The sequence below is a fragment of the Nonomuraea sp. NPDC026600 genome (genome assembly GCF_040638335.1).
Lineage (GTDB): Bacteria > Actinomycetota > Actinomycetes > Streptosporangiales > Streptosporangiaceae > Nonomuraea.
In genome coordinates, this window is sequence record NZ_JBEZYD010000003.1 from 624,769 (window position 1) to 646,898 (window position 22,130).

The following is a 22,130-nucleotide window of genomic DNA, read 5'->3' on the forward strand; positions in this document are numbered from 1 at the left end:
ACCACAACTACCACATGCCGTGCTTGCTCAAACAACACAATCCCGTAGGGAGACGTCGGGATCTACCAGGCATTCGGCGTCAACGCGGTGGCCGCCTTCGATGATTCTGCGGCCCTGTACGAGATCCCGAGGCCGATCCACGGCGAGTACCGCGGCCAGGGTGTCGTCCGAATTGAGCCAGCAGGCCGACCATTTGCCTTCGAGCTCGCCCCGGTAGAGGAGACGGTCTCCGGCCGGGTGGTGGCCCGCGTACTGGACCATGTGGCCGAACTGCTCGGACCAGAAATAGGGCACCGGGTCGTAAACCGAGTCCCCGCCCAGCAGCGTGGCGGCGGCCACCTCGGGTGAGTTGAGCGCGGCGTCCCAGTGCTCGACCCTGAGCCGGGTCTGGAAGCGGCGCGACCACCAGGCGGCGCAGTCGCCCACCGCCACGACGTTCGGCAGGGAGGTGCGCATGTGCTCGTCGGTGACGACGCCGTTGTCCAGGTCGATGCCGGAGCCCGCCAGCCAGCCGACGGTCGGGCGCACCCCGACGCCGGTGACGACGACGTGCGCCTCGATGAAGCCGCCGTCGGCGAGTGTGAGGCCGCCCTCGTCCACGGAGCCGACCAGGGTGTCGAGCCGCAGGTCGATGCCCTCGTACCAGCCCTGGGTGCGGGCGCCGATCTCGGGCCCGACCGCCTGGGCGAGCGGGGTCGGGCCGGCCTCTATCACGGTCACCTCGCAGCCGGCCCGGCGGGCGGCGGTGGCCACCTCGGCGCCGATCCAGCCGGCGCCGATGATCACCACGCGGGCGCCCTTGACCAGCCGGGCGCGCAGCTCCAGCGCGTCGTCCAGGGTGCGCAGCACGTGCTGCTGGCCGTCGCCGGGCAGCGTGATCGGCTCGGCTCCGGTGGCGATGACCAGACCGTCATAGCCGAGCTCGCCCTCGGAGGTCTGCACAACGCCAGGGCGCAGCGACTTGGCCGAGACGCCCGGCCAGAAGTCCACCTCCAGCACCGCGAGGTCGGCGTCGACGAAGCTGGAGTCACTGCTGCCGGACAGGACCGCCTTCGACAGGGGCGGGCGATCGTACGGCCGATGCCGTTCCTGCCCGATGAGGGTGATCCTGCCGTCGAACCCTCTCGCGCGGAGCGCCTCGACACTACGTACGCCGGCCAGACCGGCGCCTGCCACCACGACATGATTCACGTCCAAGACCATAACGGGGGCCGTGCCGGATCGTCGCGCCGAGGCCGTAGGCTGGGGGCGTAAGACGCGCGGGAGTCCGGCCGTTTACCGGGCTGAGAGGAAGGCTGCACCGGGCCTTCGACCGCAAGACACCTGATCCGGATCATGCCGGCGAAGGGAGCGGATGTGGACATCGTCGTAGGCGGCGGGATCGTCGGGCTGTCCATCGCCTGGCGCCTGGCCCGCTCCGGTCGGCCGGTCACCGTGGTCGACCCGGCTCCGGCCTCGGGGGCCTCGCACGCGGCGGCAGGCATGCTGGCACCGGTGAGCGAGGTCACGTACACGGAGGAGCCACTGCTCCGGCTGGGCCTCGCCGGACTGCGCCGCTGGCCGTCCTTCGCCTCCGAACTCGCCACCGACGCCGGCCTTGGGGCTGACGGCAGCGGGCCCGCGGCGGCCGTGAGCGAGGTCAGCGACGCGGCGCGGGCCGGGCTGGACTTCCGGGTCGATGGGACGCTCGCTGTGGCGTTCGGGGCCGACGATCTGGCGGCGCTCGGAGAGCTGGCCGCGTTCATGGAGAAGTTGGGGCTCCCGGTCGAACGGCTGACCGGGCGCGAATGCCGTCGCCTGGAGCCCATGCTGGCGCCCTCCGTCCGTGGCGGGCTGCTGGCCCGGGGTGACGCGTGGGTGGACCCGCGCCGCGTCACCACCGCACTCCTGGCCGCCCTCAAGCGCCTCGGCGTCCCACTCGTACGGGCTCGCGTGAGCGAACTGCTCCGCGACGGCGACCAGGTCGTAGGCGTACGCCTCGCGCCCCCGGGCCAGGCACCCGCCCCGGATCGGTCGCCCGTCTGGGGCGGGTCACCCGAGACTCGGGGCGAGCGGATCGCCCAGGCCGACCTACCCGACGAAACCCAGGCCGACCAGATCACCCGGGCGCACCTGATCGACGAGATCCGGGGTGAGCGGGTCATCCTGGCGGCCGGGGCGTGGAGTGCCGGGCTGGTCGATGTGCCGGTGCGGCCGGTCAAGGGGCAGATCATGCGGCTGCGTTCCCCCCAGCCGCTGCTCGGCAGGTGCGTACGCGGGACGGTGCACGGGGCGTCCGTCTACCTGGTGCCGAGGGGTGATGGCGAGCTGGTGGTCGGGGCGACACAGGAGGAGCTGGGGTTCGACACGAGAGTGACGGCGGGCGGGCTGTACGAGCTGCTGCGGGACGCCCGCGAGCTGGTGCCGGGCGTCACCGAGTTGGAGGTGGCCGACGTGGTGGCGGGGTTGCGACCGGGCACGCCGGACAACGTGCCGCTCATCGGGCCCAGCGGTACGCCGGGACTGGTGCTGGCCACCGGGCATCACCGGGGCGGGGTGCTGCTGGCCCCTCTCACGGCGGCCATTCTGCTGGGCGAGGAAGGCGAGATGGCGGAGCTGTGCTCGCCGCTGAGGTATCGGGATATTTCATGAATGTGACCATCAACGGGGCCGCGCATGAGGTGCCCGACGGCACCACCGTGGCGCAGGCCGTACTCACTCTGACGACGGCCACGACCGGTGTGGCCGTGGCCGTCAACGACGAGGTGGTGACGCGGAGCACCTGGGAGACGACGGCGCTCGGCGACAGCGACCGCGTGGAGGTTCTGACGGCGGTGCAAGGTGGATGATCTGCTGATCGCCGGGGAGAAGTTCTCCTCCCGGCTCATCATGGGCACCGGTGGCGCGCCGTCGCTGGAGGTGCTCGACCAGGCGCTGGTCGCCTCCGGCACCGAGCTGACGACCGTCGCCATGCGGCGGCTCGACCCCGGTGCGCCCGGCTCGGTGCTCGACATACTGCGCGAGCGCGGCATCAAGGTCCTCCCCAACACCGCCGGCTGCTTCACCGCCGGCGATGCCGTGCTGACCGCCCGGCTGGCCAGGGAGGCGCTCGGCACGAACTGGGTCAAGCTCGAGGTCATCGCCGACGAGCGGACGCTGCTGCCGGATCCGATCGAGACGTTCGACGCGGCGGAGCGGCTGGTGACCGACGGGTTCGTGGTGCTGCCGTACATCGGGGACGACCCGGCGCTGGCGCACCGCCTGGAGCTGGCCGGGTGCGCGGCGGTGATGCCGCTCGGCGCGCCGATCGGCTCGGGCCTCGGCATCCGCAACCCGCACAACATCGAGCTCATCGTGGAGGCGGCCTCGGTGCCGGTGATCCTCGACGCGGGCATCGGTACGGCCAGCGACGCCGCCCTGGCCATGGAGCTGGGCTGCGACGCCGTACTCCTGGCCACGGCCGTCACCAGGGCACAGCGGCCGGACCTGATGGCGGCGGCCATGAGAGCGGCGGTCCAGGCGGGCCGGCTCGCCCGCCAGGCGGGCCGCATCCCCCGCCGCCGCTACGCGGAGGCCTCCTCCCCGAAGGGTCCTTAGCCCCGGGCCCCGGCCTGCCGCGGGGGCGCAGACTCACAAACCGCCAACCCATAAACCGGCAAGCCAGCCGACCGCAGGCCGGCCGACCCCCCAGACCCCAACCCCCGCAGCCCGAGGCCCGCGTGAGGGCAGTGGGACGTCGGTGGTTTATGTCCTGTTACGCGCAAAATAGGGGCATTTCAACGAGCACGGCTCGGCATCGGTTTCGGATGGTCAGGCCTTGCCAGTGGCAAAACGCCCGTAAACTCAGGGGGGTGGACACGACGACTGCGGACCCCCTGGTCGGCCGGCTACTCGATGGGCGCTATCGCATCGAGTCCCGGATCGCGCGGGGTGGTATGGCGACCGTCTACCTGGCGCTCGACGTCCGGCTTGACCGCACGGTCGCGCTGAAGGTCATGCATCGCTCGCTCGCCGAGGACCCGGCGTTCGTGCGGCGATTCATCGGCGAGGCCAAGTCTGTGGCCAGCCTCTCCCACCCCAACGTGGTGCACGTCTTCGACCAGGGCACCGACACCGACGCGGTCTATCTGTCGATGGAGTACGTGCCTGGCAAGACGCTCCGCGACACCCTGCGCGACCGGGGCAGGCTACCCGCCCGCGAGGCGCTGGAGATCATGATACCGGTGCTCGCGGCATTGGGCGCGGCCCATCAGGCCGGGATGGTGCACCGCGACGTCAAGCCCGAGAACGTGCTGCTCACCGACGACGGCCGGGGCAAGGTGGTGGACTTCGGCCTGGCGCGGGCGATCGAGGCGACCAACCAGACCCGTACCGGCGTGATGATCGGCACGATCGGCTACATGTCGCCCGAGCAGGTCATGACCGGCGGCGCCGACGTGCGGAGCGACGTCTACGCGGCGGGCATCATGCTGTTCGAACTGGTGACCGGCCAGCAGCCCTACGACGGCGAGACGCCGATGTCGGTGGCCTACCGGCACGTCCATGACACCGTGCCGGCGCCGTCGTCGGTGGTGCCGGAGGTGCCGCCGCTGATCGACACGCTGGTGAGGCACGCCACGGCGCGCGCCCCCGACGACCGTCCCGCCGACGCGACCGCCATGCTGGTGGCGGCCGTGGACGCGCACCGCATGCTGCCCCGTACGACGACGCCACCGACGCACACGAGGACGTCCCAGGCGCACTCCATGCCGTATTCGGCGCCGGGCTCCAGAACCGGCACCGCGCCGCACGCGATGACGCAGGCGGTGCCGAACCACACGATGATCCAGCCGCGCGAGGAGGTGCCCGCGCCGCGCGCCGGTTTCCGGCCCAACTGGTTCCTGGTCGTGCTCGCCGTCGTCATGGTGGTGGCGGTGGCGCTGACGGGCTGGTACTTCTCGCAGGCCACGTACGTACCGGTGCCGAACCTGGTCGGCAAGGACGTGGCGGCCGCCGAGAAGCTCGCCGCCGGCAGTGGCTTCAAGGTCAAGACGGCCGCCGGCCAGTACGACGAGAAGATCGCCGAGGGCCTCGTGCTGCGCACCGACCCGGCATGGAACGTCGAGGTCGAGCGGGGTGCGGTCCTCACGCTGGTGCCCTCGCTGGGGCCGAAGCGGGTGCTGGTGCCCAACGTCGAGGGCATGTCCGAGCCCGAGGCCCGCACCGCGGTCGCCAAGGTCGGGCTCGACGTCAATCGCGTCAGCCGGCTGGCCAACCAGGGGATCGAGCGCGGCAAGGTGATCCGCACCTCCCCCGAGGTGGGCGAGAAGGTCAAGGAAGGCTCGAAGGTCAACATCTACGTCAGCGCGGGGCTGGTGATGCCCGACGTCGCCGGCATGCCCAAGGACGAGGCGGCCAACTACCTCGGCACCCAGGGCTTCCAGGTGCAGGTCAACGAGGTCGACGACGACGCCGAGCCGTGCACGGTGATCGCGCAGGCGCCGAAGGCCAAGTCCGAGGTCGACAAGGGCGCCCAGGCCATGATCACGGTGGCCCGGTGCCAGACCGACTTCTGGGACTGGTTCAAGGGTGACAACGAGGCGCGTGACGACCAGGAGTTCCAGCTCGTCCCGTCGGTGGTGGGAAAGAACACCAACGACGCTCGGAACGAGTTACAGGGGCTCGGCTTCAAGGTGCAGGTCCGCAAGCTCTCCAAGGATGGAGTCGTCCGGTTCCAGCGCCCGGCGGGCAACAGCGAGCGCCCGCCCGGCGCGACGGTCGTCCTCTGGCAGTGACCCCGGCCGCCGGTCAGGCGAGGTTGCCGTGGAGCCGGACCCTTGCCAGCCCCCCGTCGGGGTAGATGTCGACGCGCACCCGCGTGACCGGCTCGTCGCCCTCCAGACGGAACCGGTGCGGGGTGTCGGGCCGCAACCGCGTCCTGGCCAGCAGCCCGACCTCATGGTCACCGTCGTACCCGGTCAGTGACACCCACCCGGGCGCGTTGAACAGCAGGTTCGTGGTGTCGATCTCGGCCAGCCGGATGACGCCCCGCGCGGCGAGCCGGATGACCAGCCACTCGTTCCCCTCCTCGCGCCGCCGCGCGGTCTCCCAGCCCTCCGCCTGGTGACGGGCCAGCCCGGGGGCGAGGACGTTGTCGGGAGCCGAGTAGAACTCGTTGGAGCAGGCGACGACCCGGCCCCCGTTCGCCAGGGCGGCCAGGTCGAGGCTGAGCCCGTCGTACAGGGACAGATCCGGCCGGACCTCACCGTGCACGCGCAACCGCGCGATGCCGCCGTCGGGGTACATGTTCAGCCGGACGTGCGTGTAACGGGAGTCGTCGGTCACCTCGAAAGGGTGCTCGGCGTCGCCTTTGAGGTCGCTCCTCGGCACGATCTCCACCCACGCGGCGTCGGCGAGCTCGGCGGGCGACGGATAACCGTCCACGGCCACCGCCTCGACCGACGCTTGAGGCGGGTAGTTGCCCTTGAACCAGGCCGTGTCGATCACCACGCCGCGGACGGCACCCGGCAGGCCGAGCCGGACGATCGCCCAGTCGTGGCCGGGCTCGCGGCGGCGGCGGGTCTCCCAGCCGTCGTAGACCTGGCCCTTGTTGCCGAACGTCTCCGCCCGGAAGCCGGGCCGTCCCGGCCGGATCAGGCTCTCCTTCTCGGCGAACGACTCGTCGCTGGCGGCGACGACCGACCCGCCGAGGGTACGGAGCGCGAGGTCGGGCAGCGCGGTGAAGCTGGGCATCTACTGCTCTCCAAACAGGAAGGTTCCGTGCGGTACGCCGTCGGCGGGCCGGCCGCGCAGCCAGGTGGTGAGGACGGCGCCCTTGAGGAGGTGGCCGTGGTAGGGCGTCACCGGGTTCTTGTGGTGCAGCCGGGCCGCGTCGACCGCGTTGACGCCAGTGGGATCGAAAGCCACCAGATCAGCGTCATTGCCCACCTTTATCGCGCCTTTTCCAGAAATATGGGCCATTGCCGCTGGTTGGGTGGACATCCAGCGGACCACGTCCGCCAGCCCGTGACCGCGACGCGACGCCTCGGTCCACACGGCCGGCAGGCCGAGCTGGAGCGAGGCGATGCCGCCCCAGGCCGCCGCGAACGAGGGCACCTTGAGGTCGGCCGGAGAGGGCGAGTGGTCGGAGACCACGCAGCTCAGCACACCGCTCGCCAGCCCGTCCCAGAGCCGGTCGCGGTTGGCCGCGGAGCGGATCGGCGGGCAGCACTTGTAGGCGGTGTCGCCTTCGGGCACCTGTTCGGCGGCCAGCGTCAGGTAGTGGGGACAGGTCTCGGCCGTGACGCGCACCCCTTCGGCCTGGGCGGCGGCCAGCGGCTCCAGGCAGTCGGCGCTGGAGACGTGCAGGATGTGCACCCTGGCGCCGGTCTCCCTGGCCAGCCGGATCACCTGCTCGACCGCGCTGCGCTCGGCCGCGCCCGGCCGCGAGTCCACGAACTCCCGGTATGTCGGGCCCACCGGCTCGGCGAGCAGCGCCGGATCTTCGGCGTGTACGACCATGAGGCCGTCGAACCCGGCGAGCTCCTCGAGCGCCGGCCGCACCTCCGAAGGACTCAACGGCGGGAACTCCTCCACGCCCGACGGCGACAGGAAGCACTTGAAGCCGTAGACACCGCGGTCGTGCAGCGGGCGCAGGTCCTTGACGTTGCCGGGGATCGCCCCGCCCCAGAAACCGACGTCCACGTGGCACTGACCGGCGGCGGCGCGCAGCTTGGCGTCGAGCGCGTCCACCGTGACGGTGGGCGGGAGCGAATTGAGCGGCATGTCCACGATCGTGGTGACCCCGCCCGCCGCGGCCGCCCTGGTCGCCGACGCGAACCCCTCCCAATGGGTGCGGCCCGGCTCGTTGACGTGCACGTGGGTGTCGACCAGGCCGGGCAGCAGCGCGAGGTCGCGCAGGTCGATGTCCTCGGCCGCCCCGAGCGCGTCGCCGTACTCGCCGATCGCGACGATCCGGCCGTCGCGAACGGCCACCGAAGCGGCCCGCTCGCCGTCGGGGGTGACGGTCCTGCGTGATCGGACCACGAGGTCGTAGCCGGTCATGTGCGCCCCTTCCTGGTCAACGGTCCTGGCCCGCAGCGGTCACAGGCGGTCGGCGGCGAGCTTGGCGGCCAGGCGTTCGAGGAGCGCGCCGGCGTCGGCCATGCAGCGGACCGGGTCGGGCTCCAGGTCGGTGAGCGTGTAGGCGGCCTCGATGCCCGCCGCCCGGAGCTCGGCGTCGGACAGGGTACGGCGGCCGCAGACGGCGACCACGGGCACCCCCGCCCGGGCGGCCGCCTGGGCGACGCCGATGGGGGCCTTGCCGCGCAGCGACTGCTCGTCCAGCGAACCCTCACCGGTGATCACCAGACGGGCACCCTTGACGTGCTCCCCGAACCCGAGCAGGTCGAGAAGGTAGTCGATGCCCGGCCGCACCTCGGCGTGCAGGAACGCCAGCGCGGCGAACCCCACGCCGCCCGCGGCTCCCGCGCCGGGCGCCCCGGCGACGCCCATCGGGCGGGGCACGTCGTCGTGCTCGACGGCGCCCGCGAGCCCGTGCGTACGGGTGGCGACGGCGGCGAGGCGGGCGAGCGCGCGCTCCAGGACCGGGACGTCCTCCAGGGTCGCGCCCTTCTGGGGACCGTAGACCGCCGCGGCGCCGTGCGGGCCGAGGAGCGGGTTGTCGACGTCGCTGGCCACCACCACCTCGACGCCCGACATATCCGTGAAGCCGGCGATATCGATGCGGTCGAGCCTGCTGAGGGCCGCTCCGCCGTACTCCAGCTCGTCGCCCTGAGCGTCGAGGAAGCGGGCGCCGAGCGCCTGCGCCATGCCCGCGCCCCCGTCGGTGCAGGCGCTGCCGCCCAGGCCCAGGACGACGCGCTTGGCGCCCTGGCGGATCGCGTCGGCGACGAGCTCGCCGGTGCCGTAGCTCGTGGCGGTGAGCGGCTCGTGGCCGCCGGGGAGGCGGCGCAGCCCGGACGCCTCGGCCAGCTCGACGACGGCCGTGTCGTCGCGCCGCGCGTACGAGGCCTGGACCGGCTCGCCCGTCGGCCCGGTGACCTGGCGGGAGACCCGGGTGAAGCCGCAGGCCACGACGGCGTCCACGGTGCCGTCTCCCCCGTCGGCGACGGGCAGCTCGATCGTCGGGACGCCGAGCCCCGCCGACACGTGGGCCGCCACCTCGGCGGCGGTCAGCGACCCCTTGAACTTGTCGGGGGCAACGAGCACATGCTCAACCACTACGAACTCCCACACGGTGACGAACGGCGAACGGTCCCGCCTCCGGGGAGGCGCGACGATTCATCATCACATCCCGGCGGGCGGCGACTCGAACCGGCGTCGGGCGCGGTCGTCTAGGCTCCGCCGTACCGAACGAGAAGTCATGTCGAGAGGAGGCCGCGTGCGGATCTCGGTGGCGCAGCGGCGCGCCAGGCTGGGCGTGCGGCATCGGCTCGCGCGGCGGACCGCGAGCGTGGAGGAGGCGGTGGCGTCCGTGGTGGCGCTGCACGGTACGGACCCGGCGACGGTGTTCCTGTCGGCGGGCGCGCGGCTGGAGTCGCCGGGGCCGGAGCCGGTCGAGCGTGCCCTGTACGAGAACCGGACGCTGGTGCGGATGACCGGGATGCGGCGCACGGTGTTCGTGGTGCCGGCCGAGCTGGTGCCGGTCGTGCATTACTCCTCGGCGCTGGCGGTCGCCAAGCTGGAGCGCAAGAAGCTGCTGAGGTTCCTGGCCGAGGGCGGCGGCTGGGACGAGGCGTGGGCCGGCGAGGTCGAGGAGTCGGTGCTGCGCCTGCTGGCGGAGTCGGGCGAGGCGACCGCGGCCGAACTGGGGGCGCTGGAGCCGCGGCTGCGCGAGCAGGTGAGGGTGGCGGAGGGCAAACCGTACGAGGCTACGCAGGGCGTCTCCACCCGGCTGCTGGGGCTGATGGCGATGGAAGGCCGCCTGGTACGTCGTGGCCGCCCGTCGGGCACGTGGATCAGCGGGCAGGTCCGGTGGGGCGTGGCGCCGGAGATGGCCGAGCTCACGGTGTGGGAGGCGCAGGCGGAGCTGGTACGGCGGTGGCTGGCGGCGTTCGGGCCCGGCACGGAGGGCGACGTGAAGTGGTGGACCGGGTGGACGCTCGGTGACGTGCGCCGGGCGCTGGGCTCGATCGGCGCGGTGACGGTGGAGCTGGACGAGGGCGTCGGGTACGTGCTGCCCGACGACCTCGATCCCGTACCGGCGCCGCCTCCGTGGGCCGCCCTGCTGCCGGCGCTGGACCCGACGCCGATGGGCTGGCAGGGACGTGATTGGTATCTGCCGCAGGCGCACCGGGCCGAGCTGTTCGACCGCAGCGGCAACGTGGGGCCGACCGTGTGGTGGGACGGCGAGGTGGTGGGCGGCTGGGCACAGCGTGGCGACGGCGAGATCGTCTGGCGCCTGCTGTCGGACGTGGGCGCGGAGGCCAGGTCGTCGATCGAGGCCGAGGTGATGGGCCTCGCCTCATGGCTCGCCGGCGTCAAGGTGACGCCCCGCTTCCGCACCCCGCTGGAACGCGAGCTCTCGGCCTGACCCGCGGGCGGCCTCGACGGCCGGGGGCGTCGTTACGAGTGGATCTCCTTTGCTGCGGTGATGCCGCGTTCCTCGGCCAGCCGGGTCAGGCGGCGGTGTGCCGCCGCGCCCGCGCGGCCGGTGGCGTCATGGGCGACGGTCCGGAGCTCGTCGTCCTCGACGACCGTCTCGCCGCCGACCAGCAGGCGGGCCAGCGGTGGTTGCCGGGTGGCGAAGACCAGGCGGCAGACCGGGTCGGTCACAGCCGCGGCGAACGGTTCGTCCACCCGCCACAGCGCGATGTCCGCGAGTTTGCCGGCTTCGAGCGTGCCCAGTTCGTCCTGGCGGCCGAGGTTGCGTGCTCCGCCGAGCGTGGCCAGTTCGAGCGCCTGCCTGGCGGTCAGCGCGCCGGGGCCGTGCACGGCCCGCTGGAACAGCAGGGCCTGCCGCATTTCACCGGACAGCGTGGTCAGCTCGGAGGAGGCGCTGCCGTCGACGCCGAGGCCGACGTTCGCCCCGAGGCGCAGCATCTCCGACACCCTGGCGATTCCGGCGCCGAGCCGCCCGTTCGACGAGGGGCAGTGCGCGGAGCCGGTGCCGGTGGCGGCGAACTTGCCGATGTCTGCGTCACTGAGGTGCACGGCGTGCGCGAACCACACGTCGGGGCCGAGCCAGCCGAGCTTCTCCATGTACTCGACGGGCCGCATGCCGAACTGCTCGCGGCAGTGCTCCTCCTCGTCCAGCGTCTCGGCCAGGTGGGTGTGCAGGCGCACTCCCCGGTCCCTGGCGAGGGCGGCGGCCTCGGTCATCAGCTCCCCGCTGACCGAGAACGGCGAGCAGGGCGCCACCGCGATCCGCAGCTTCGAGGAGAACGACGGATCGTGGTAGGCGTCGACGGCCTCGGCGGTGGCGGCCAGGATCTCGTCGAGCTTCTCAACGACGACGTCCGGGGGCAGGCCGCCCTGCGACTCGCCCCGGTCCATGGAGCCGCGTGCCGGGTGGAAGCGGATGCCCAGCTCGCGCGCCGCCTCGATCTCGGCGGCGAACAGGTCGCCGCGGCCCTTCGGGAAGACGTAGTGGTGGTCGCTGGAGGTGGTGCAGCCGGACAGGGCCAGGTGGCCGAGTCCCGCGCTCGCGGCGCCCCTGACGACCTCGGCGTCCATGGCGGCCCACACCGGGTAGAGAGTCGTCAGCCACTCGAAGAGCGTCGCGTCCTGGGCCAGGCCCTGCGAGGCCCACTGGTAGAGGTGGTGGTGGGTGTTCACCAGGCCGGGCGTGGCCAGGCAGCCGGTGCCGTCGATCCGGGTGGCCGCCGGGGTGGCGGGCGCCTCGGCCATCGGGCCCACGCCGGTGATCCGATCACCCTCGATCCTGATATATCCGGATCGGATCTCAGGCCCTGCGACGGGCGCGATGTAGACGTTGTCGATCTGCACCGAACCGGTCTGCGCGGGACCAGCCTGCGCCGGGCCAGACGACCCAGAGCCGGTCTGCGTCGGAGGCGTCATCTGGTCGCCGCCTTTCGGTCGGCGGCCAGCCGTACCGCGTCCAAGATCTTCTCGTAGCCGGTGCAGCGGCACAGGTTGCCCGCCAGGGCCTCGCGGATCTCCGCGTCGGACGGCCGGTCGACGCGCTCGAGCAGGTCGTGCGTCTGCACGATCAGGCCGGGCGTGCAGAAGCCGCACTGCACGGCACCGCTCTCGACGAACGCCTCCTGCACGGGGTCGAGCCGGTCGCCGTCGGCCAGGCCCTCGACGGTACGCACCTGACGGCCCTCTGCCTGGCCGGCGGCGACCAGGCAGGCGCAGACCGGCGTGCCGTCGAGGTAGACCGTGCACGATCCGCATTCGCCCTGCTCGCAGGCGTTCTTGGAGCCGGGCAGGCCGACCCGCTCGCGCAGCACGTACAGGAGGCTCTCGCCCTCCCACACGTCGTCGGCGCACTCCTCGCGGCCGTTGACGGTGAAGGTGACGCGCATCAGGCGGCCCTCTTTCCTCGGTAGTCGTTCCAGGCCCAGGTCAGCGTGCGACGGGCCATCACGCCGATGGCGTGCCTGCGGTAGTCGGCGGTGCCGCGCACGTCGTCGATCGGCGAGGCGGCCTGGGCGCACAACTCGCCGAACCGCTGCAGCACGGCGGGGTCGAGCCTGGCGCTCCAGTCGAGTTCGCGGCGCAGGAACTCCTCGGCCGCGAGCGCCCTGCGCGGCGTGGGCGCGGCCGAACCGAGGCCGGTGCCGACCCGGCCCTCGCCGGGATGCAGCGCCACCGCGAACGAGCACACCGCGATGACCATGGCGTTGCGGGTGCCGACCTTGGAGAAGTACTGGGGTCCCGCGGCGGGTTCGAGGCAGACAGCCCTGATCAGCTCGTCCGGCTCCAGCGCGGACCGCTTGACGCCCAGGTAGAACTCGTGCGCGGGGATCATCCGGACACCGCGGTCACGCGACTCCACCTCGATCACCGCTCCGGCGGCGAGCAGCGGCGGGTGGCTGTCGCCCGCGGGTGAGGCCGCGCCGAGGTTCCCGCCGACCGAGCCACGGTTGCGGATCTGCGGCGAGCCGACCGTCCGCGACGCCTGCGCCAGGCCCGGCAGCGGGCCGCCGAGTTCCTCGATGATCGTGGTGTACGACACGGCGGCCCCCACCCGGTAGCGGCCGTCCTCCAGGGACCAGGTCTGGAGCTCGGCCACCCGGGTCAGGTCCAGCAACGCCACCGGCCGCCGCACGTCGAAGTTGATCTCCACCATCACGTCGGTGCCGCCCTGGATGGGCACCGCTTCGGGCTGGTCCGCCTTCGCGGCCAGCGCCTCGTCCCATGTCGTGGGGCGCAAGAATTCCATCGCTCTACTCCCAGGCGAATGCGGCGTCGGGGGCGTCCTCGCGGAGTACGCCGCCCTCGATCAGGCCATAGGGGCGGTCGGCCGCGAAGTAGACCTCGTTGTCGTTGTCCAGGCCGAACGGCGACAGGTCCACCAGGAAGTGGTGCTTGTTCGGCATCGCGAACCTGATCTCGCAGACCTCGCCACGGGTGTCCAGTACCCGTTTTCCCATCGCGTACAGCGTCTGCTGCAGCGACAGGCTGTGCGTGTCGGCGAACGCTTCGAGCAGGCAGCGCCGTACCTCCTCGTAGGACTTGCCGTACGCGGACCCTTCGGCGGTGTGGCGCCAGCGGGCGGCGACGGCGGTGGCGAGGACGCGGTCGGTGGTCGGCGGGAGCGTGGTGTACTCGTCCTGGACGTAGCCGTGGAACTCCGAGCCCGTCGAGTTGAGCACGACCAGGTCCTTCAGGCCGGAGACCACGGTCGTGCGGCCGTCCCGGTCGTGGTGGACGACGCAGGTGCGCACCTCGCCGCCTTTGCGGGCGAACGAGTGCGGTCGGTCGCCGGAGATCCGCTCCCAGGCGTACTCGTCGATCTCGACCCTGGCGTGGTGGATCGGCGGCTGCGACTGGACGAAGTGCCGGGCCAGCAGCAGCGCGAAGTCCTCGATCTGGTCGACGCCGTGCTTCTTGGCGAAGGCGTAGACGGTGTTCTTCTGCGAGTCGGTCGGCAGGACGGTGGCGTTGTCGCCGGTCAGGTGGACGGCCTCCATGTCGCCGGAGAGCGAGGAGCTGACGTTGACGTCCTTGAGGTGGTGAACGTCGCCGTCCCGGACGACGCGGACGAGCCTGGTCTCCGCCTTGCCGTAGCGGTTGGGACCCAGGATGACGTCGGGCACGTTTAGCTCCCTCGGTAGGTGGAGTACGCGAACGGGCTGAGCAGCAGTGGCACGTGATAGTGCGCGGCCGGGTCCGTCACGGTGAAGGTGATGACGACCTCGGGGTAGAAGGTGTCGGCCAGGTAGGCGCCGGTGTCGAAGACCACTCGGTTGACGCCGGGTCCGGGGGTCCAGCCCTTGATCCGGCCGTCGGCGTCGGTGCGGCCGTCGGCCACGACCTCGCCCGCGTGCTCCAGCCGTACGGCGACTCCTTCGGCGGGGCGGCCGGTGACGGCGTTCAGGACGTGCGTGGAGAAGCTCATCAGGACCCCTCCAGCAGCTTGACCAGCCGCAGCTTGGTGATCTTGGCCAGTTCGTCGCGGACGGTCTCGCGTTCGGTCCCCTCGTCGTGGAGGAGGCGTTCGCGCAGCCGGGCGAGCATCTCGGCGCCCGTCAGGCCGGTGGCGCAGATCAGGTAGACGTGGCCGAAACGGTCCTCGTACGCCCGGTTGCCCTCGGCCAGCTCGGCGCGCGTGTCGTCCGCCACCCCCGACTGCTCCTGCCTGGACCAGGCACTGGCGGCGCGCTCCCCGATCCTGGGGTGCGCGCTGAGCGCTTCGAGGACGTCGGGCCAGGCCAGGCCGCGCACGGCCGCGTCGGCCGCGGCGGCGAGCTGAGCCGGGTCGCCGTAGGGGCGCTGGGCCGCGACGGACCCGGCGAAGGCGCGGGAGGCGCAGCAGGCGAGCAGCTCCGCCGCGATGTCGTCCCGGGCGTTGAACTCGGCCAGGCCGGTGAGCGTCTTGGGCATAGCAGCAGTACACACACCCGCGTGGTGCCCGGTCCATCCGTAAGAACTCTGAAGCGGTCCAGCGATTGGCTATGACTTTTCGTGTCATGCTCCAACTTCTAGGCCCGGCCCGGCACGCTGCGCGACCCGCCTAAACTGAGAGGCATCATGACCCCAACCTCTCTCATCGGCGGACACGTCTCCGTCGCCGGCGGCCTGGCGACGGGCGGTCTGGCGTACATGGCCGAGATCGGCGCCGAGATGATCCAGGTGTTCGTCACCAATCCCCGCGCCTGGGCGCTCACGGCGGGCAAGCCCGACCAGGACGCCGCGCTGGCCGAGTCGGGCGTCGACACCTTCGTTCACGTTCCCTACCTGGCCAACTTCGGCTCGCCCAACCCCGAGACGCTGGCCGGTTCCGTGGCGCTGGTCCGCTACACGCTGCGCCGCGGCGTCGAGATCGGCGCCAAGGGGGTCGTGGTGCACACGGGCTCGGCGGTGACGCAGCCGCGCGACGACGCGCTGCGCCAGTTGCGCGAGCACCTGCTGCCGCTGCTCGACGAGATCCCCGACAACGGCCCCGACCTGCTGCTGGAGCCGATGGCGGGCCAGGGGGCGATGCTCTGCGCCACGGTGCAGGACCTGGAGCCCTACCTGGCGGCGCTCGACTGGCACCCGCGGGCCGGCATCTGCCTCGACACGTGCCACGCGTTCTCGGCCGGGCACGACCTGGTCGCCGAGGGCGGGGTCAAGGAGACGTTCGACGCGCTGCACGAGATCGCGCCGGGACGGCTGAAGCTGATCCACGCCAACGACTCCAAGGACGCGTGCGGCTCGAAGAAGGACCGCCACGAGAACATCGGCGCCGGGCAGATCGGCGCCCAGCCGTTCGCCGACCTCATGCGCCACCCGGCCGTGGCGGGCGTCCCGATCTGCATCGAGACCCCGGGCAAAGCTGACAAGCACCGCGAGGACATAGAAACCCTCAAGAAGCTCCGCGACGTGCACGTGTAGGGACGCCCGCTCTCGCGATCCGGCCGCCCCCGTCAGGCCGGATCGCGGTCCTTCCGCGGCCACAGCGGGCGTCCCACACGTGCTCGGCAGGCGGGCCCTGCCCCCCGGTAGAGGGCCCGACAGCCGTGGTGACCGGTGCGGTCACCGACGGATCCGACGCATCAGACCAAAGCAGTGAGCCTTGCGGCTCGTCCCCCCGATGCGCCGGGTGGCTTCCGATGCGCAAACACTACGGTCGCGATCTTGCGGACGAACCCCAGTTCACGGACAGCTCGTCGAACGGTATGTAGTCATCGCCATACGGAGCGTATGGCTACGATGAACGGCCGATCCGACACGACGAGCGGTCGATTCCGGGGCTCCGCGGGCTCGGACACGATGGCCGCCCGGACCGCCACAGAGCCGCCCGACCCGGTGTGACCAGGGAACTTGCGCCCATCACGAAGAAACACCCCGCGCCGCGAACGGCGCGGGGGGCCGTTCACACTCCCCGCGTTCACGCCCACCCCGCCCGGAGAAACGGGCGGCGGGACGGTCAGGAGATGGCGCCGCGGTGCTGGCGGACCAGCTGCTCGCGCACCTGGCGGCTGTGCCGCCTGCTCACCTGGAGCGTCTCGGTGCCGACGGTCAGCGTCACCCGGCCGCCCTCGAATCTGAGCTCGCTCACATGCCGTGCGGAGACGAGAGTGCTCCTGTGCACCCTGATGAACCCGGCGTCCGCCCAGCGCCGCTCCAGCGCCGCCAGGGACATGCGTACGAGGTAGCTGCCGTCCACCGTATGGAGGCGCACGTAGTCGCCCTTGGCCTCGGCGAACCAGACCGCCTGCTGCGGTATGAACCGGGTGATCCCGCTCAGTTCAACCGGGATCACATCGTCCAGGCCCGGCTCGGGGGGCGGCGACACGGCCACCTCCAGCCGGCGCACCGCCTCGGCCAGCCGTTCGGCCCGGACCGGTTTCAGCAGATAGTCGACGGCTGCCAGCTCGAATGCCCGCACCGCGCACTCCTCGTGCGCCGTGACGAACACCAGCCTGGGCGGACTGGGGAAGCCGCCGACGAGCCGAGCCAGGTCGAGCCCGTCGATGCCCGGCATCCTGATGTCGAGGAACACCCCGTCGAGCCGCTCACCGGTCCCGATCATCTGCACCATCCCCTGCAAGGCGGCGACACCGTCGCTCGCGGTCGTGACCCGCTCCACCCTGGAGTCCTTGCGGAGCAGGTAGGCCAGCTCTTCCAGGGCGGGCACCTCATCGTCGACGGCCAGCACACGCAGCATGACCTCAACGCTGCCTTAATAACGCTGAGGTCACAAGCGACTTGCGAACGCAGCGCGAATAATTGACTACAGAGAGCTAGGGCGCGTCTTGGGCACCCGGAGCCGCACCGTGGTGCCCGAGCCCAGCGCGGTCTCCACCACCAGCCCGTAGCCGTCGCCGTAGATCTGGCGCATCCGCACGTCCACGTTGGCCAGGCCGATGCCGTTGCCCTCGCGCCTCGGGTCGTCGTCGAGGACCCTCCTGGCGTGCTCGGGATCCATGCCGGTGCCGTCGTCCTCGACCGTGATGTGCGCCTCCGGCCCGGCGTCGCGGGCCACGACCCGTACCTCGCCGGTGCCGCCGCGGCTGCCCATGCCGTGCTTGATCGCGTTCTCCACCAGCGGTTGCAGGCACAGGAACGGCACGGGCACCGGCAGCACCTCGGGCGCCACCTGCACGCTGAAGCGCAGCCGGTCGCCGAAGCGCGCCCGCTCCAGCAGCAGGTAGCGGTCGACGCAGGTCAGCTCGTCGGCCAGGGTGGTGAAATCGTGCGCCCGGCGCAGCGCGTATCGGGCGAAGTCCGCGAAGTCCAGCAGCAGTTCCCGGGCCCGCGCCGGATCGGTGCGGACGAAGGAGGCGATCGTGGTCAGCGCGTTGTAGATGAAGTGCGGGGAGATCTGCGCGCGCAGGGCCCGCAGCTCCGCCTCCAGCGCGCGCCGCCGCGAGGTGTCGAGCTCGGCCAGCTCCAACTGGCCCGACACCCACCGGCCGACCTCGGTGACGGTCCGCACCAGCGCCGCGCTCACCTCCTGGTCGAAGGCCGCCAGCGTGCCGACGAGCTTGCCCTCGACGAGCAGCGGCACGACGACCGCGCCGTACGGCTCGCCGGCGAACACCTGTGCCCGCCCCGACGCCAGCACGGTCCTGGCGTAGGTGAGCACCTCGTCGGTGCACGGCCCGTCCCAGGCCAGCGCCGCCTCGGTCGAGGTGATCGCGACGGCGTACGTGCCGAGCAGGGCGTGCAGATGGCGTACGGCCTTGCGGGCCGAGTCGCGGTTCAGCCCCGCGCGCAACGAAGGGGCCGCCAGCGCGGCGATGTGCAGCGCGGTGAACGTCGCCTCGTCCTTCCAGTCGCCCGCGGGAGGCTCAGACGGCTCGGGCGGCGCCAGACGTCTGCGCGACAGCCGGGCGACCGCATAGCCGAGAACGAAGGTCAGGGAGGAGAGCACCACGCACACGGTGGTCGACATGCGGGCAACCGTAGCCAACAACAGACCGTGTTCGGGGGAAAACCCTACGGAGGGCCTTCACCGGGTTCTTCCTGGTAGGAGTAGCGCTGCTCGTGCCAGGGATCGGCCACGTTGTGGTAGCCGCGTTCCTCCCAGAAGCCGCGGCGATCTTCGAGGAGATACTCGACGGCCCGCACCCATTTGACGCTCTTCCACGCGTACAGATGAGGCACGATCGCCCGCACGGGGAAGCCGCGCTCGGCGCTGATCGGCTTGTCGTCCAGTTCCATGGCGAACAACGTGCCCGGGGCGATGAAGTCGGACATCCGGACGTTGGCGCTGTAGCCGTACTCGGCCCAGATCATCACATGCCGCACACCCGGGTCGGGCGGCGCCGCCGCGACGATGGTCGCCGGGCTCACGCCCCGCCATTCGTTGCCCATGATCGAGAACTTGGTCACGCAGTGGAAATCCGCGATGACGCCGGTGCGCGGCAGGCTTTCGAACTCCGGCCAGGTGAAGCAGTGCTCCTCGCCCGAGGCGGTGGCTCCGAAGACGCGGAAGTCCCAGCTCTCGGGTTTGAACTGAGGCACCCTGCCGTAGTGGATCACCGGCCGGCCGCGCGGGACGTACTGGCCCGGAGGCAGGCGCGATTCCTCCACGTACACTCCCCTCGCCGGTTTCCGTGGTCTTGGGCCATCCTGCCACCGGCCCGTGCGTGGCTCGCGCCCGGGTGTGGTGCGCTAGGATCGGTCTCATGCGTAACGCTTTCCTGTTTTGGTATGGCGACGGACCCGAGTCCGTTCGCCATCTGACGCTGCGTTAGCAGACAGGCGAACGAAAGGCCCCGGGTCCACATGGACCCGGGGCCTTTCGGCGTTTCCAGGGCTTTTTCCGTTTCCACACTTGAGCAGAGGAGCAGCAGATGGTGATCGTCATGGACCAGGAGGCCACCGGGGATGATCTCGCGTCGATCGTCGCGGTCGTCCAGGCGGCCGGGGTCGAGGCGTTCGTGAGCAGGGGTGTGCGGCGCACCATCGTCGGGCTGGTGGGCGATGTGACGCAACTCGACGAGGCGAGCCTGCGCGGCATGCCGGGGGTGCGCGACGTGATGCGGGTGAGCACCCCGTACAAGCTGGTGAGCAGGGAGAACCACCCCGAACGGTCCACGGTCCACGTGGGCGGCGTGCCGATCGGCGCCGGCACCGTGACACTGATCGCGGGGCCGTGCGCGGTGGAGACGCACCAGCAGACGCTGGAGGCGGCCAGGATGGCCATGGCGGCCGGCGCGACGCTGCTGCGCGGCGGCGCCTTCAAACCCCGCACCTCGCCGTACGCCTTCCAGGGGCTGGGCGAGCAGGGCCTGCGCATCCTCGCCGACGTGCGCGAGGAGACGGGGCTGCCGATCGTCACCGAGGTCGTCGACGCGCAGGACGTCGAACTGGTCGCCTCGTACGCGGACATGCTGCAGGTCGGCACCCGCAACGCGCAGAACTTCGCGCTGCTGCAGGCGGTCGGCGCGGCGGGCCGGCCGGTCATGCTCAAGCGCGGCATGAGCGCGACGATCGAGGAGTGGCTGATGGCCGCCGAGTACGTCGCGCAGCGCGGCAACCTCGACATCGTGCTGTGCGAGCGCGGCGTCAGGACGTTCGAGACCGCCACGCGCAACACGCTCGACATCTCTGCCGTACCGGTGGCGCAGCGGCTGTCGCACCTACCAGTGATCGTCGACCCGTCGCACTCGGGCGGCCATCGCGATCTGGTGCTGCCGCTGACGCGCGCGGCGATCGGCGTGGGCGCCGACGGCGTCATCATCGACGTGCACCCGCATCCGGAGCACGCGCTCGTCGACGGGCCGCAGGCGCTGGTCGACACGGATCTGGGCGAGCTGGCCCAGGTCATGCGGGACTTCCCGCCACTGCTCGGCAAGACCGCCGCCGCCGCGCTGGCGGTCTGACCCGCCCCTGACGGGTACGGCCGGCACCGCGCCCGGTCGGCCGTACTCATCAGTAACTTGAGTATGTGACCCCATGCGCCGACCTCGCGCCCGGCGTGACGATGGTCGGCATGACGAAGCCCATCCAACCCACCCAGACCACCGCCTACTACGTCCAGGCGATCCTGTCGTTCGCCGTCTCCGTGTCGTCAGTGGTGATCGCCCTGGTCTATCTCCCGGCCTCCGGGTGGATCAGGGCCTTCCTCGCACTGGGCACCCTGTACGTCATCACCTCGACCATCACGCTCAGCAAGGTCGTCCGCGACCGCCAGGAGCTGTCCGAGGTCAGCACCCGCGTCGACCAGGCCCGCCTGGACAAGCTGCTGGCCGAGCACGACCCGTTCAGGGTGGACTCGGCCTGAGAAAGCCTGAGACCGGGCCCGCCCGGCTGGATGGCCCCCTACGGGCGGCCCGGCCTCAGCTCAGAGTTTGTACTCCTGGATCGAGTCGGCGAGCTGGACGGCGAGCTCCTCGGCGTCCAGCCGCTTCTCGATCTGCTTGAGGTCCTCGATCTTCGCGCGCGTCTCGGCCCGCTTGGGCGCCAGCAGCGAGCAGCAGTCCTCGTCGGGCAGCTCGGAGATCTCCAGCGTGCCGATGCGCCGGGCCTCGGCCATGATCTCCGTCTTGTCCCAGCCCACCAGCGGGCGCAGGATCGGCAGCTCGACCGCGTGGTCCTGGGCCGTGATGTTGGTCAGCGTCTGGGAGGACACCTGGCCGAGGGCGTCACCGGTGATCAGCGCGGCGGCGTGGATGCGGTGCGCGACCTCCTCGGCCGTCTTGAGCATGAGCCGCCGCTGGGTGATCACCGCGAGCCGGTCCTGCCCGGCGGTGCGGATCGACTGCTGGGCCTTGCCGAACGGCACCACCCACAACCGCGATCGGCTCTGGAACCGGTCGAGCTTCCTGACCAGCGCGTACGCCTTGTAGATCGACTCGGACGTGGTGAACGGGATGCCGGAGAAGTGCAGGAAGTCGACGTGCAGCCCACGGCGCATCATCCGGTAGGCCGCCACCGGCGAGTCGATGCCGCCCGACATGAGCACCAGCGCCCGGCCGCTGCTGCCGACCGGCAGGCCGCCCTGGCCGGGGATGCCGTCGGTGAAGACGAACACCTCGTCCCTGTCGACCTCGATGAACACGGTCAGCTCGGGGTTCTTCAGCCTGACCGGCAGGCCGTACGCGTCGTTGATGGCGCCGCCGACGAGCCGGTCGAGCTCGTTGGAGCGCAGCGGGAAGCGCTTGTCACGGCGGCGGGAGCGCACCGCGAACGTCGCCCCGCGCTTGACCTCCTCGCGCTCGGACACGAGCTCCACGCTCGCCTTGAGCACGGCGTCGGGGTCCTTGGCGACCCGCCAGGCCGAGTGGATCCAGACCAGCCCGGGCACGTCGGCGACCCGCCTGGCGACGGTCTCCGACTGCTCGGCCGTGGCGCCCTCGGGCAGGAAGATCGCGATGACGCCGTGCCGCTTGCGTACGTCGAGCTTGAGGCCGAGCTCTTTGACGGCTTCACGGATGTTGTCGACCAGCCGGCGTTCGAAGATGTCGCGGTTCTTACCCTTGAGGACGATCTCGCCCAGCTTGAGCAGAACGCAGGGCTCGCCCAGGGCGGACATCGACATGGCAGAACCTCCGGGAGTGATGGGGACGCGCCGAGGCCAACGC

Annotated in this window: 22 protein-coding genes and 1 riboswitch; of the genes, 8 read left to right on the forward strand and 14 right to left on the reverse strand. The window is 71.3% G+C overall.

Features of this window, described 5'->3' with window-relative positions; translation table 11 throughout:
- Positions 1-27: 27 nt before the first annotated feature.
- Positions 28-1,191: an FAD-dependent oxidoreductase gene (locus tag AB0F17_RS09980; protein WP_358019163.1), complete on the reverse strand. Its 1,164-nt coding sequence runs from the start codon at positions 1,189-1,191 to the stop codon at positions 28-30.
- A 58-nt stretch (positions 1,192-1,249) separates the two neighbouring features.
- Positions 1,250-1,367, forward strand: a riboswitch (TPP riboswitch).
- Between AB0F17_RS09980 and AB0F17_RS09985 the strand changes: the two genes are divergently transcribed.
- From AB0F17_RS09985 to pknB, 4 genes are all read left to right on the forward strand, one after another.
- Complete coding sequence (locus AB0F17_RS09985; RefSeq protein WP_358019166.1) at positions 1,336-2,631, forward strand: FAD-dependent oxidoreductase; 1,296 nt, start codon at positions 1,336-1,338, stop codon at positions 2,629-2,631. It overlaps the preceding riboswitch by 32 nt.
- Positions 2,628-2,828 carry a sulfur carrier protein ThiS gene (gene thiS, locus AB0F17_RS09990; protein ID WP_358019169.1) on the forward strand — a complete coding sequence of 67 codons (201 nt, stop codon included), beginning with the start codon at positions 2,628-2,630 and terminating at the stop codon, positions 2,826-2,828. Before AB0F17_RS09985 ends, thiS begins: the two co-directional genes overlap by 4 nt.
- Positions 2,821-3,576 carry a thiazole synthase gene (locus AB0F17_RS09995; RefSeq protein WP_358019172.1) on the forward strand — a complete coding sequence of 252 codons (756 nt, stop codon included), beginning with the start codon at positions 2,821-2,823 and terminating at the stop codon, positions 3,574-3,576. The genes thiS and AB0F17_RS09995 overlap by 8 nt, the downstream gene beginning before the upstream one ends.
- Before the next feature lie 254 nt (positions 3,577-3,830).
- Positions 3,831-5,753 (forward strand): Stk1 family PASTA domain-containing Ser/Thr kinase, encoded by a 1,923-nt coding sequence (gene pknB, locus AB0F17_RS10000; RefSeq protein ID WP_358019174.1) that lies wholly within the window; start codon positions 3,831-3,833, stop codon positions 5,751-5,753.
- A gap of 13 nt (positions 5,754-5,766) precedes the next feature.
- On the opposite strand, the gene alc is transcribed toward pknB, so the two are convergent.
- Genes alc through AB0F17_RS10015 form a run of 3 tightly spaced genes read right to left on the reverse strand, consistent with a single transcriptional unit; the run spans position 5,767 to position 9,201 of the window.
- On the reverse strand, positions 5,767-6,711 hold the full coding sequence (alc, locus tag AB0F17_RS10005) for an allantoicase (RefSeq protein WP_358019177.1): 945 nt from the start codon (positions 6,709-6,711) through the stop codon (positions 5,767-5,769).
- Positions 6,712-8,022 carry an allantoinase AllB gene (gene allB / locus AB0F17_RS10010; protein WP_358019180.1) on the reverse strand — a complete coding sequence of 437 codons (1,311 nt, stop codon included), beginning with the start codon at positions 8,020-8,022 and terminating at the stop codon, positions 6,712-6,714.
- Between the two features lie 39 nt (positions 8,023-8,061).
- Positions 8,062-9,201: a glycerate kinase gene (locus AB0F17_RS10015; protein ID WP_358019182.1), complete on the reverse strand. Its 1,140-nt coding sequence runs from the start codon at positions 9,199-9,201 to the stop codon at positions 8,062-8,064.
- 160 nt (positions 9,202-9,361) lie between these two features.
- On the opposite strand from AB0F17_RS10015, the gene AB0F17_RS10020 reads away from it, so the two are divergent.
- Positions 9,362-10,513, forward strand: coding sequence for a winged helix DNA-binding domain-containing protein (locus AB0F17_RS10020; protein WP_358019185.1), 1,152 nt, complete (start codon positions 9,362-9,364; stop codon positions 10,511-10,513).
- Positions 10,514-10,545: 32 nt separating this feature from the next.
- On the opposite strand, the gene AB0F17_RS10025 is transcribed toward AB0F17_RS10020, so the two are convergent.
- From AB0F17_RS10025 to uraD, 6 genes are read right to left on the reverse strand one after another with little or no spacing between them, the layout of a single operon-like run.
- Positions 10,546-12,000, reverse strand: a complete 1,455-nt coding sequence (locus AB0F17_RS10025; protein ID WP_358019188.1) for an 8-oxoguanine deaminase — start codon at positions 11,998-12,000, stop codon at positions 10,546-10,548.
- Positions 11,997-12,470, reverse strand: coding sequence for a (2Fe-2S)-binding protein (locus AB0F17_RS10030; RefSeq protein ID WP_214637761.1), 474 nt, complete (start codon positions 12,468-12,470; stop codon positions 11,997-11,999). Before AB0F17_RS10030 ends, AB0F17_RS10025 begins: the two co-directional genes overlap by 4 nt.
- Complete coding sequence (locus AB0F17_RS10035) at positions 12,470-13,330, reverse strand: FAD binding domain-containing protein (protein WP_358019191.1); 861 nt, start codon at positions 13,328-13,330, stop codon at positions 12,470-12,472. Before AB0F17_RS10035 ends, AB0F17_RS10030 begins: the two co-directional genes overlap by 1 nt.
- A 4-nt stretch (positions 13,331-13,334) precedes the next feature.
- The gene (pucL, locus tag AB0F17_RS10040; protein ID WP_358019193.1) at positions 13,335-14,207 is read right to left on the reverse strand and encodes a factor-independent urate hydroxylase; all 873 of its coding nucleotides are present in this window, start codon (positions 14,205-14,207) and stop codon (positions 13,335-13,337) included.
- A gap of 2 nt (positions 14,208-14,209) precedes the next feature.
- Positions 14,210-14,512 carry a hydroxyisourate hydrolase gene (gene uraH, locus AB0F17_RS10045; protein ID WP_214638059.1) on the reverse strand — a complete coding sequence of 101 codons (303 nt, stop codon included), beginning with the start codon at positions 14,510-14,512 and terminating at the stop codon, positions 14,210-14,212.
- Complete coding sequence (uraD, locus tag AB0F17_RS10050) at positions 14,509-14,994, reverse strand: 2-oxo-4-hydroxy-4-carboxy-5-ureidoimidazoline decarboxylase (protein WP_358019196.1); 486 nt, start codon at positions 14,992-14,994, stop codon at positions 14,509-14,511. Before uraD ends, uraH begins: the two co-directional genes overlap by 4 nt.
- A gap of 147 nt (positions 14,995-15,141) precedes the next feature.
- On the opposite strand from uraD, the gene AB0F17_RS10055 reads away from it, so the two are divergent.
- A complete protein-coding gene (locus tag AB0F17_RS10055) occupies positions 15,142-15,987 on the forward strand; it encodes a deoxyribonuclease IV (RefSeq protein WP_358019199.1) in 846 nt (281 codons plus the stop codon).
- Between the two features lie 535 nt (positions 15,988-16,522).
- Here the strand turns inward: AB0F17_RS10055 and AB0F17_RS10060 are convergent.
- From AB0F17_RS10060 to AB0F17_RS10070, 3 genes are all read right to left on the reverse strand, one after another.
- The gene (locus tag AB0F17_RS10060; RefSeq protein ID WP_358019202.1) at positions 16,523-17,263 is read right to left on the reverse strand and encodes a LytTR family DNA-binding domain-containing protein; all 741 of its coding nucleotides are present in this window, start codon (positions 17,261-17,263) and stop codon (positions 16,523-16,525) included.
- 66 nt (positions 17,264-17,329) lie between these two features.
- Entirely contained in the window at positions 17,330-18,493 is a 1,164-nt protein-coding gene (locus AB0F17_RS10065) for a histidine kinase (RefSeq protein WP_358019205.1), read from the reverse strand.
- A gap of 44 nt (positions 18,494-18,537) precedes the next feature.
- Entirely contained in the window at positions 18,538-19,134 is a 597-nt protein-coding gene (locus tag AB0F17_RS10070) for a molybdopterin-dependent oxidoreductase (RefSeq protein ID WP_358019208.1), read from the reverse strand.
- A 263-nt stretch (positions 19,135-19,397) separates the two neighbouring features.
- Between AB0F17_RS10070 and aroF the strand changes: the two genes are divergently transcribed.
- Positions 19,398-20,429 carry a 3-deoxy-7-phosphoheptulonate synthase gene (gene aroF, locus AB0F17_RS10075; RefSeq protein WP_358019211.1) on the forward strand — a complete coding sequence of 344 codons (1,032 nt, stop codon included), beginning with the start codon at positions 19,398-19,400 and terminating at the stop codon, positions 20,427-20,429.
- Between the two features lie 110 nt (positions 20,430-20,539).
- Entirely contained in the window at positions 20,540-20,830 is a 291-nt protein-coding gene (locus tag AB0F17_RS10080) for a YiaA/YiaB family inner membrane protein (protein ID WP_358019214.1), read from the forward strand.
- 60 nt (positions 20,831-20,890) lie between these two features.
- Here the strand turns inward: AB0F17_RS10080 and thiI are convergent, their stop codons facing one another.
- Entirely contained in the window at positions 20,891-22,087 is a 1,197-nt protein-coding gene (thiI, locus tag AB0F17_RS10085; RefSeq protein WP_358019217.1) for a tRNA uracil 4-sulfurtransferase ThiI, read from the reverse strand.
- Positions 22,088-22,130 lie beyond the last annotated feature (43 nt).

What these genes read in the sequence shown, in the direction of transcription:
- AB0F17_RS09985 (WP_358019166.1), top strand. Translation starts at nt 1,336, where the DNA reads ATGCCGGCGAAGGGAGCGGATGTGGACATCGTCGTAGGCGGCGGGATC.
- thiS (WP_358019169.1), top strand. Translation starts at nt 2,628, where the DNA reads ATGAATGTGACCATCAACGGGGCCGCGCATGAGGTGCCCGACGGCACC.
- alc (WP_358019177.1), bottom strand. Translation starts at nt 6,711, where the DNA reads ATGCCCAGCTTCACCGCGCTGCCCGACCTCGCGCTCCGTACCCTCGGC.
- allB (WP_358019180.1), bottom strand. Translation starts at nt 8,022, where the DNA reads ATGACCGGCTACGACCTCGTGGTCCGATCACGCAGGACCGTCACCCCC.
- AB0F17_RS10025 (WP_358019188.1), bottom strand. Translation starts at nt 12,000, where the DNA reads ATGACGCCTCCGACGCAGACCGGCTCTGGGTCGTCTGGCCCGGCGCAG.
- AB0F17_RS10030 (WP_214637761.1), bottom strand. Translation starts at nt 12,470, where the DNA reads ATGCGCGTCACCTTCACCGTCAACGGCCGCGAGGAGTGCGCCGACGAC.
- AB0F17_RS10035 (WP_358019191.1), bottom strand. Translation starts at nt 13,330, where the DNA reads ATGGAATTCTTGCGCCCCACGACATGGGACGAGGCGCTGGCCGCGAAG.
- uraD (WP_358019196.1), bottom strand. Translation starts at nt 14,994, where the DNA reads ATGCCCAAGACGCTCACCGGCCTGGCCGAGTTCAACGCCCGGGACGAC.
- AB0F17_RS10055 (WP_358019199.1), top strand. Translation starts at nt 15,142, where the DNA reads ATGACCCCAACCTCTCTCATCGGCGGACACGTCTCCGTCGCCGGCGGC.
- AB0F17_RS10060 (WP_358019202.1), bottom strand. Translation starts at nt 17,263, where the DNA reads ATGCTGCGTGTGCTGGCCGTCGACGATGAGGTGCCCGCCCTGGAAGAG.
- AB0F17_RS10065 (WP_358019205.1), bottom strand. Translation starts at nt 18,493, where the DNA reads ATGTCGACCACCGTGTGCGTGGTGCTCTCCTCCCTGACCTTCGTTCTC.
- aroF (WP_358019211.1), top strand. Translation starts at nt 19,398, where the DNA reads ATGGTGATCGTCATGGACCAGGAGGCCACCGGGGATGATCTCGCGTCG.
- AB0F17_RS10080 (WP_358019214.1), top strand. Translation starts at nt 20,540, where the DNA reads ATGACGAAGCCCATCCAACCCACCCAGACCACCGCCTACTACGTCCAG.
- thiI (WP_358019217.1), bottom strand. Translation starts at nt 22,087, where the DNA reads ATGTCGATGTCCGCCCTGGGCGAGCCCTGCGTTCTGCTCAAGCTGGGC.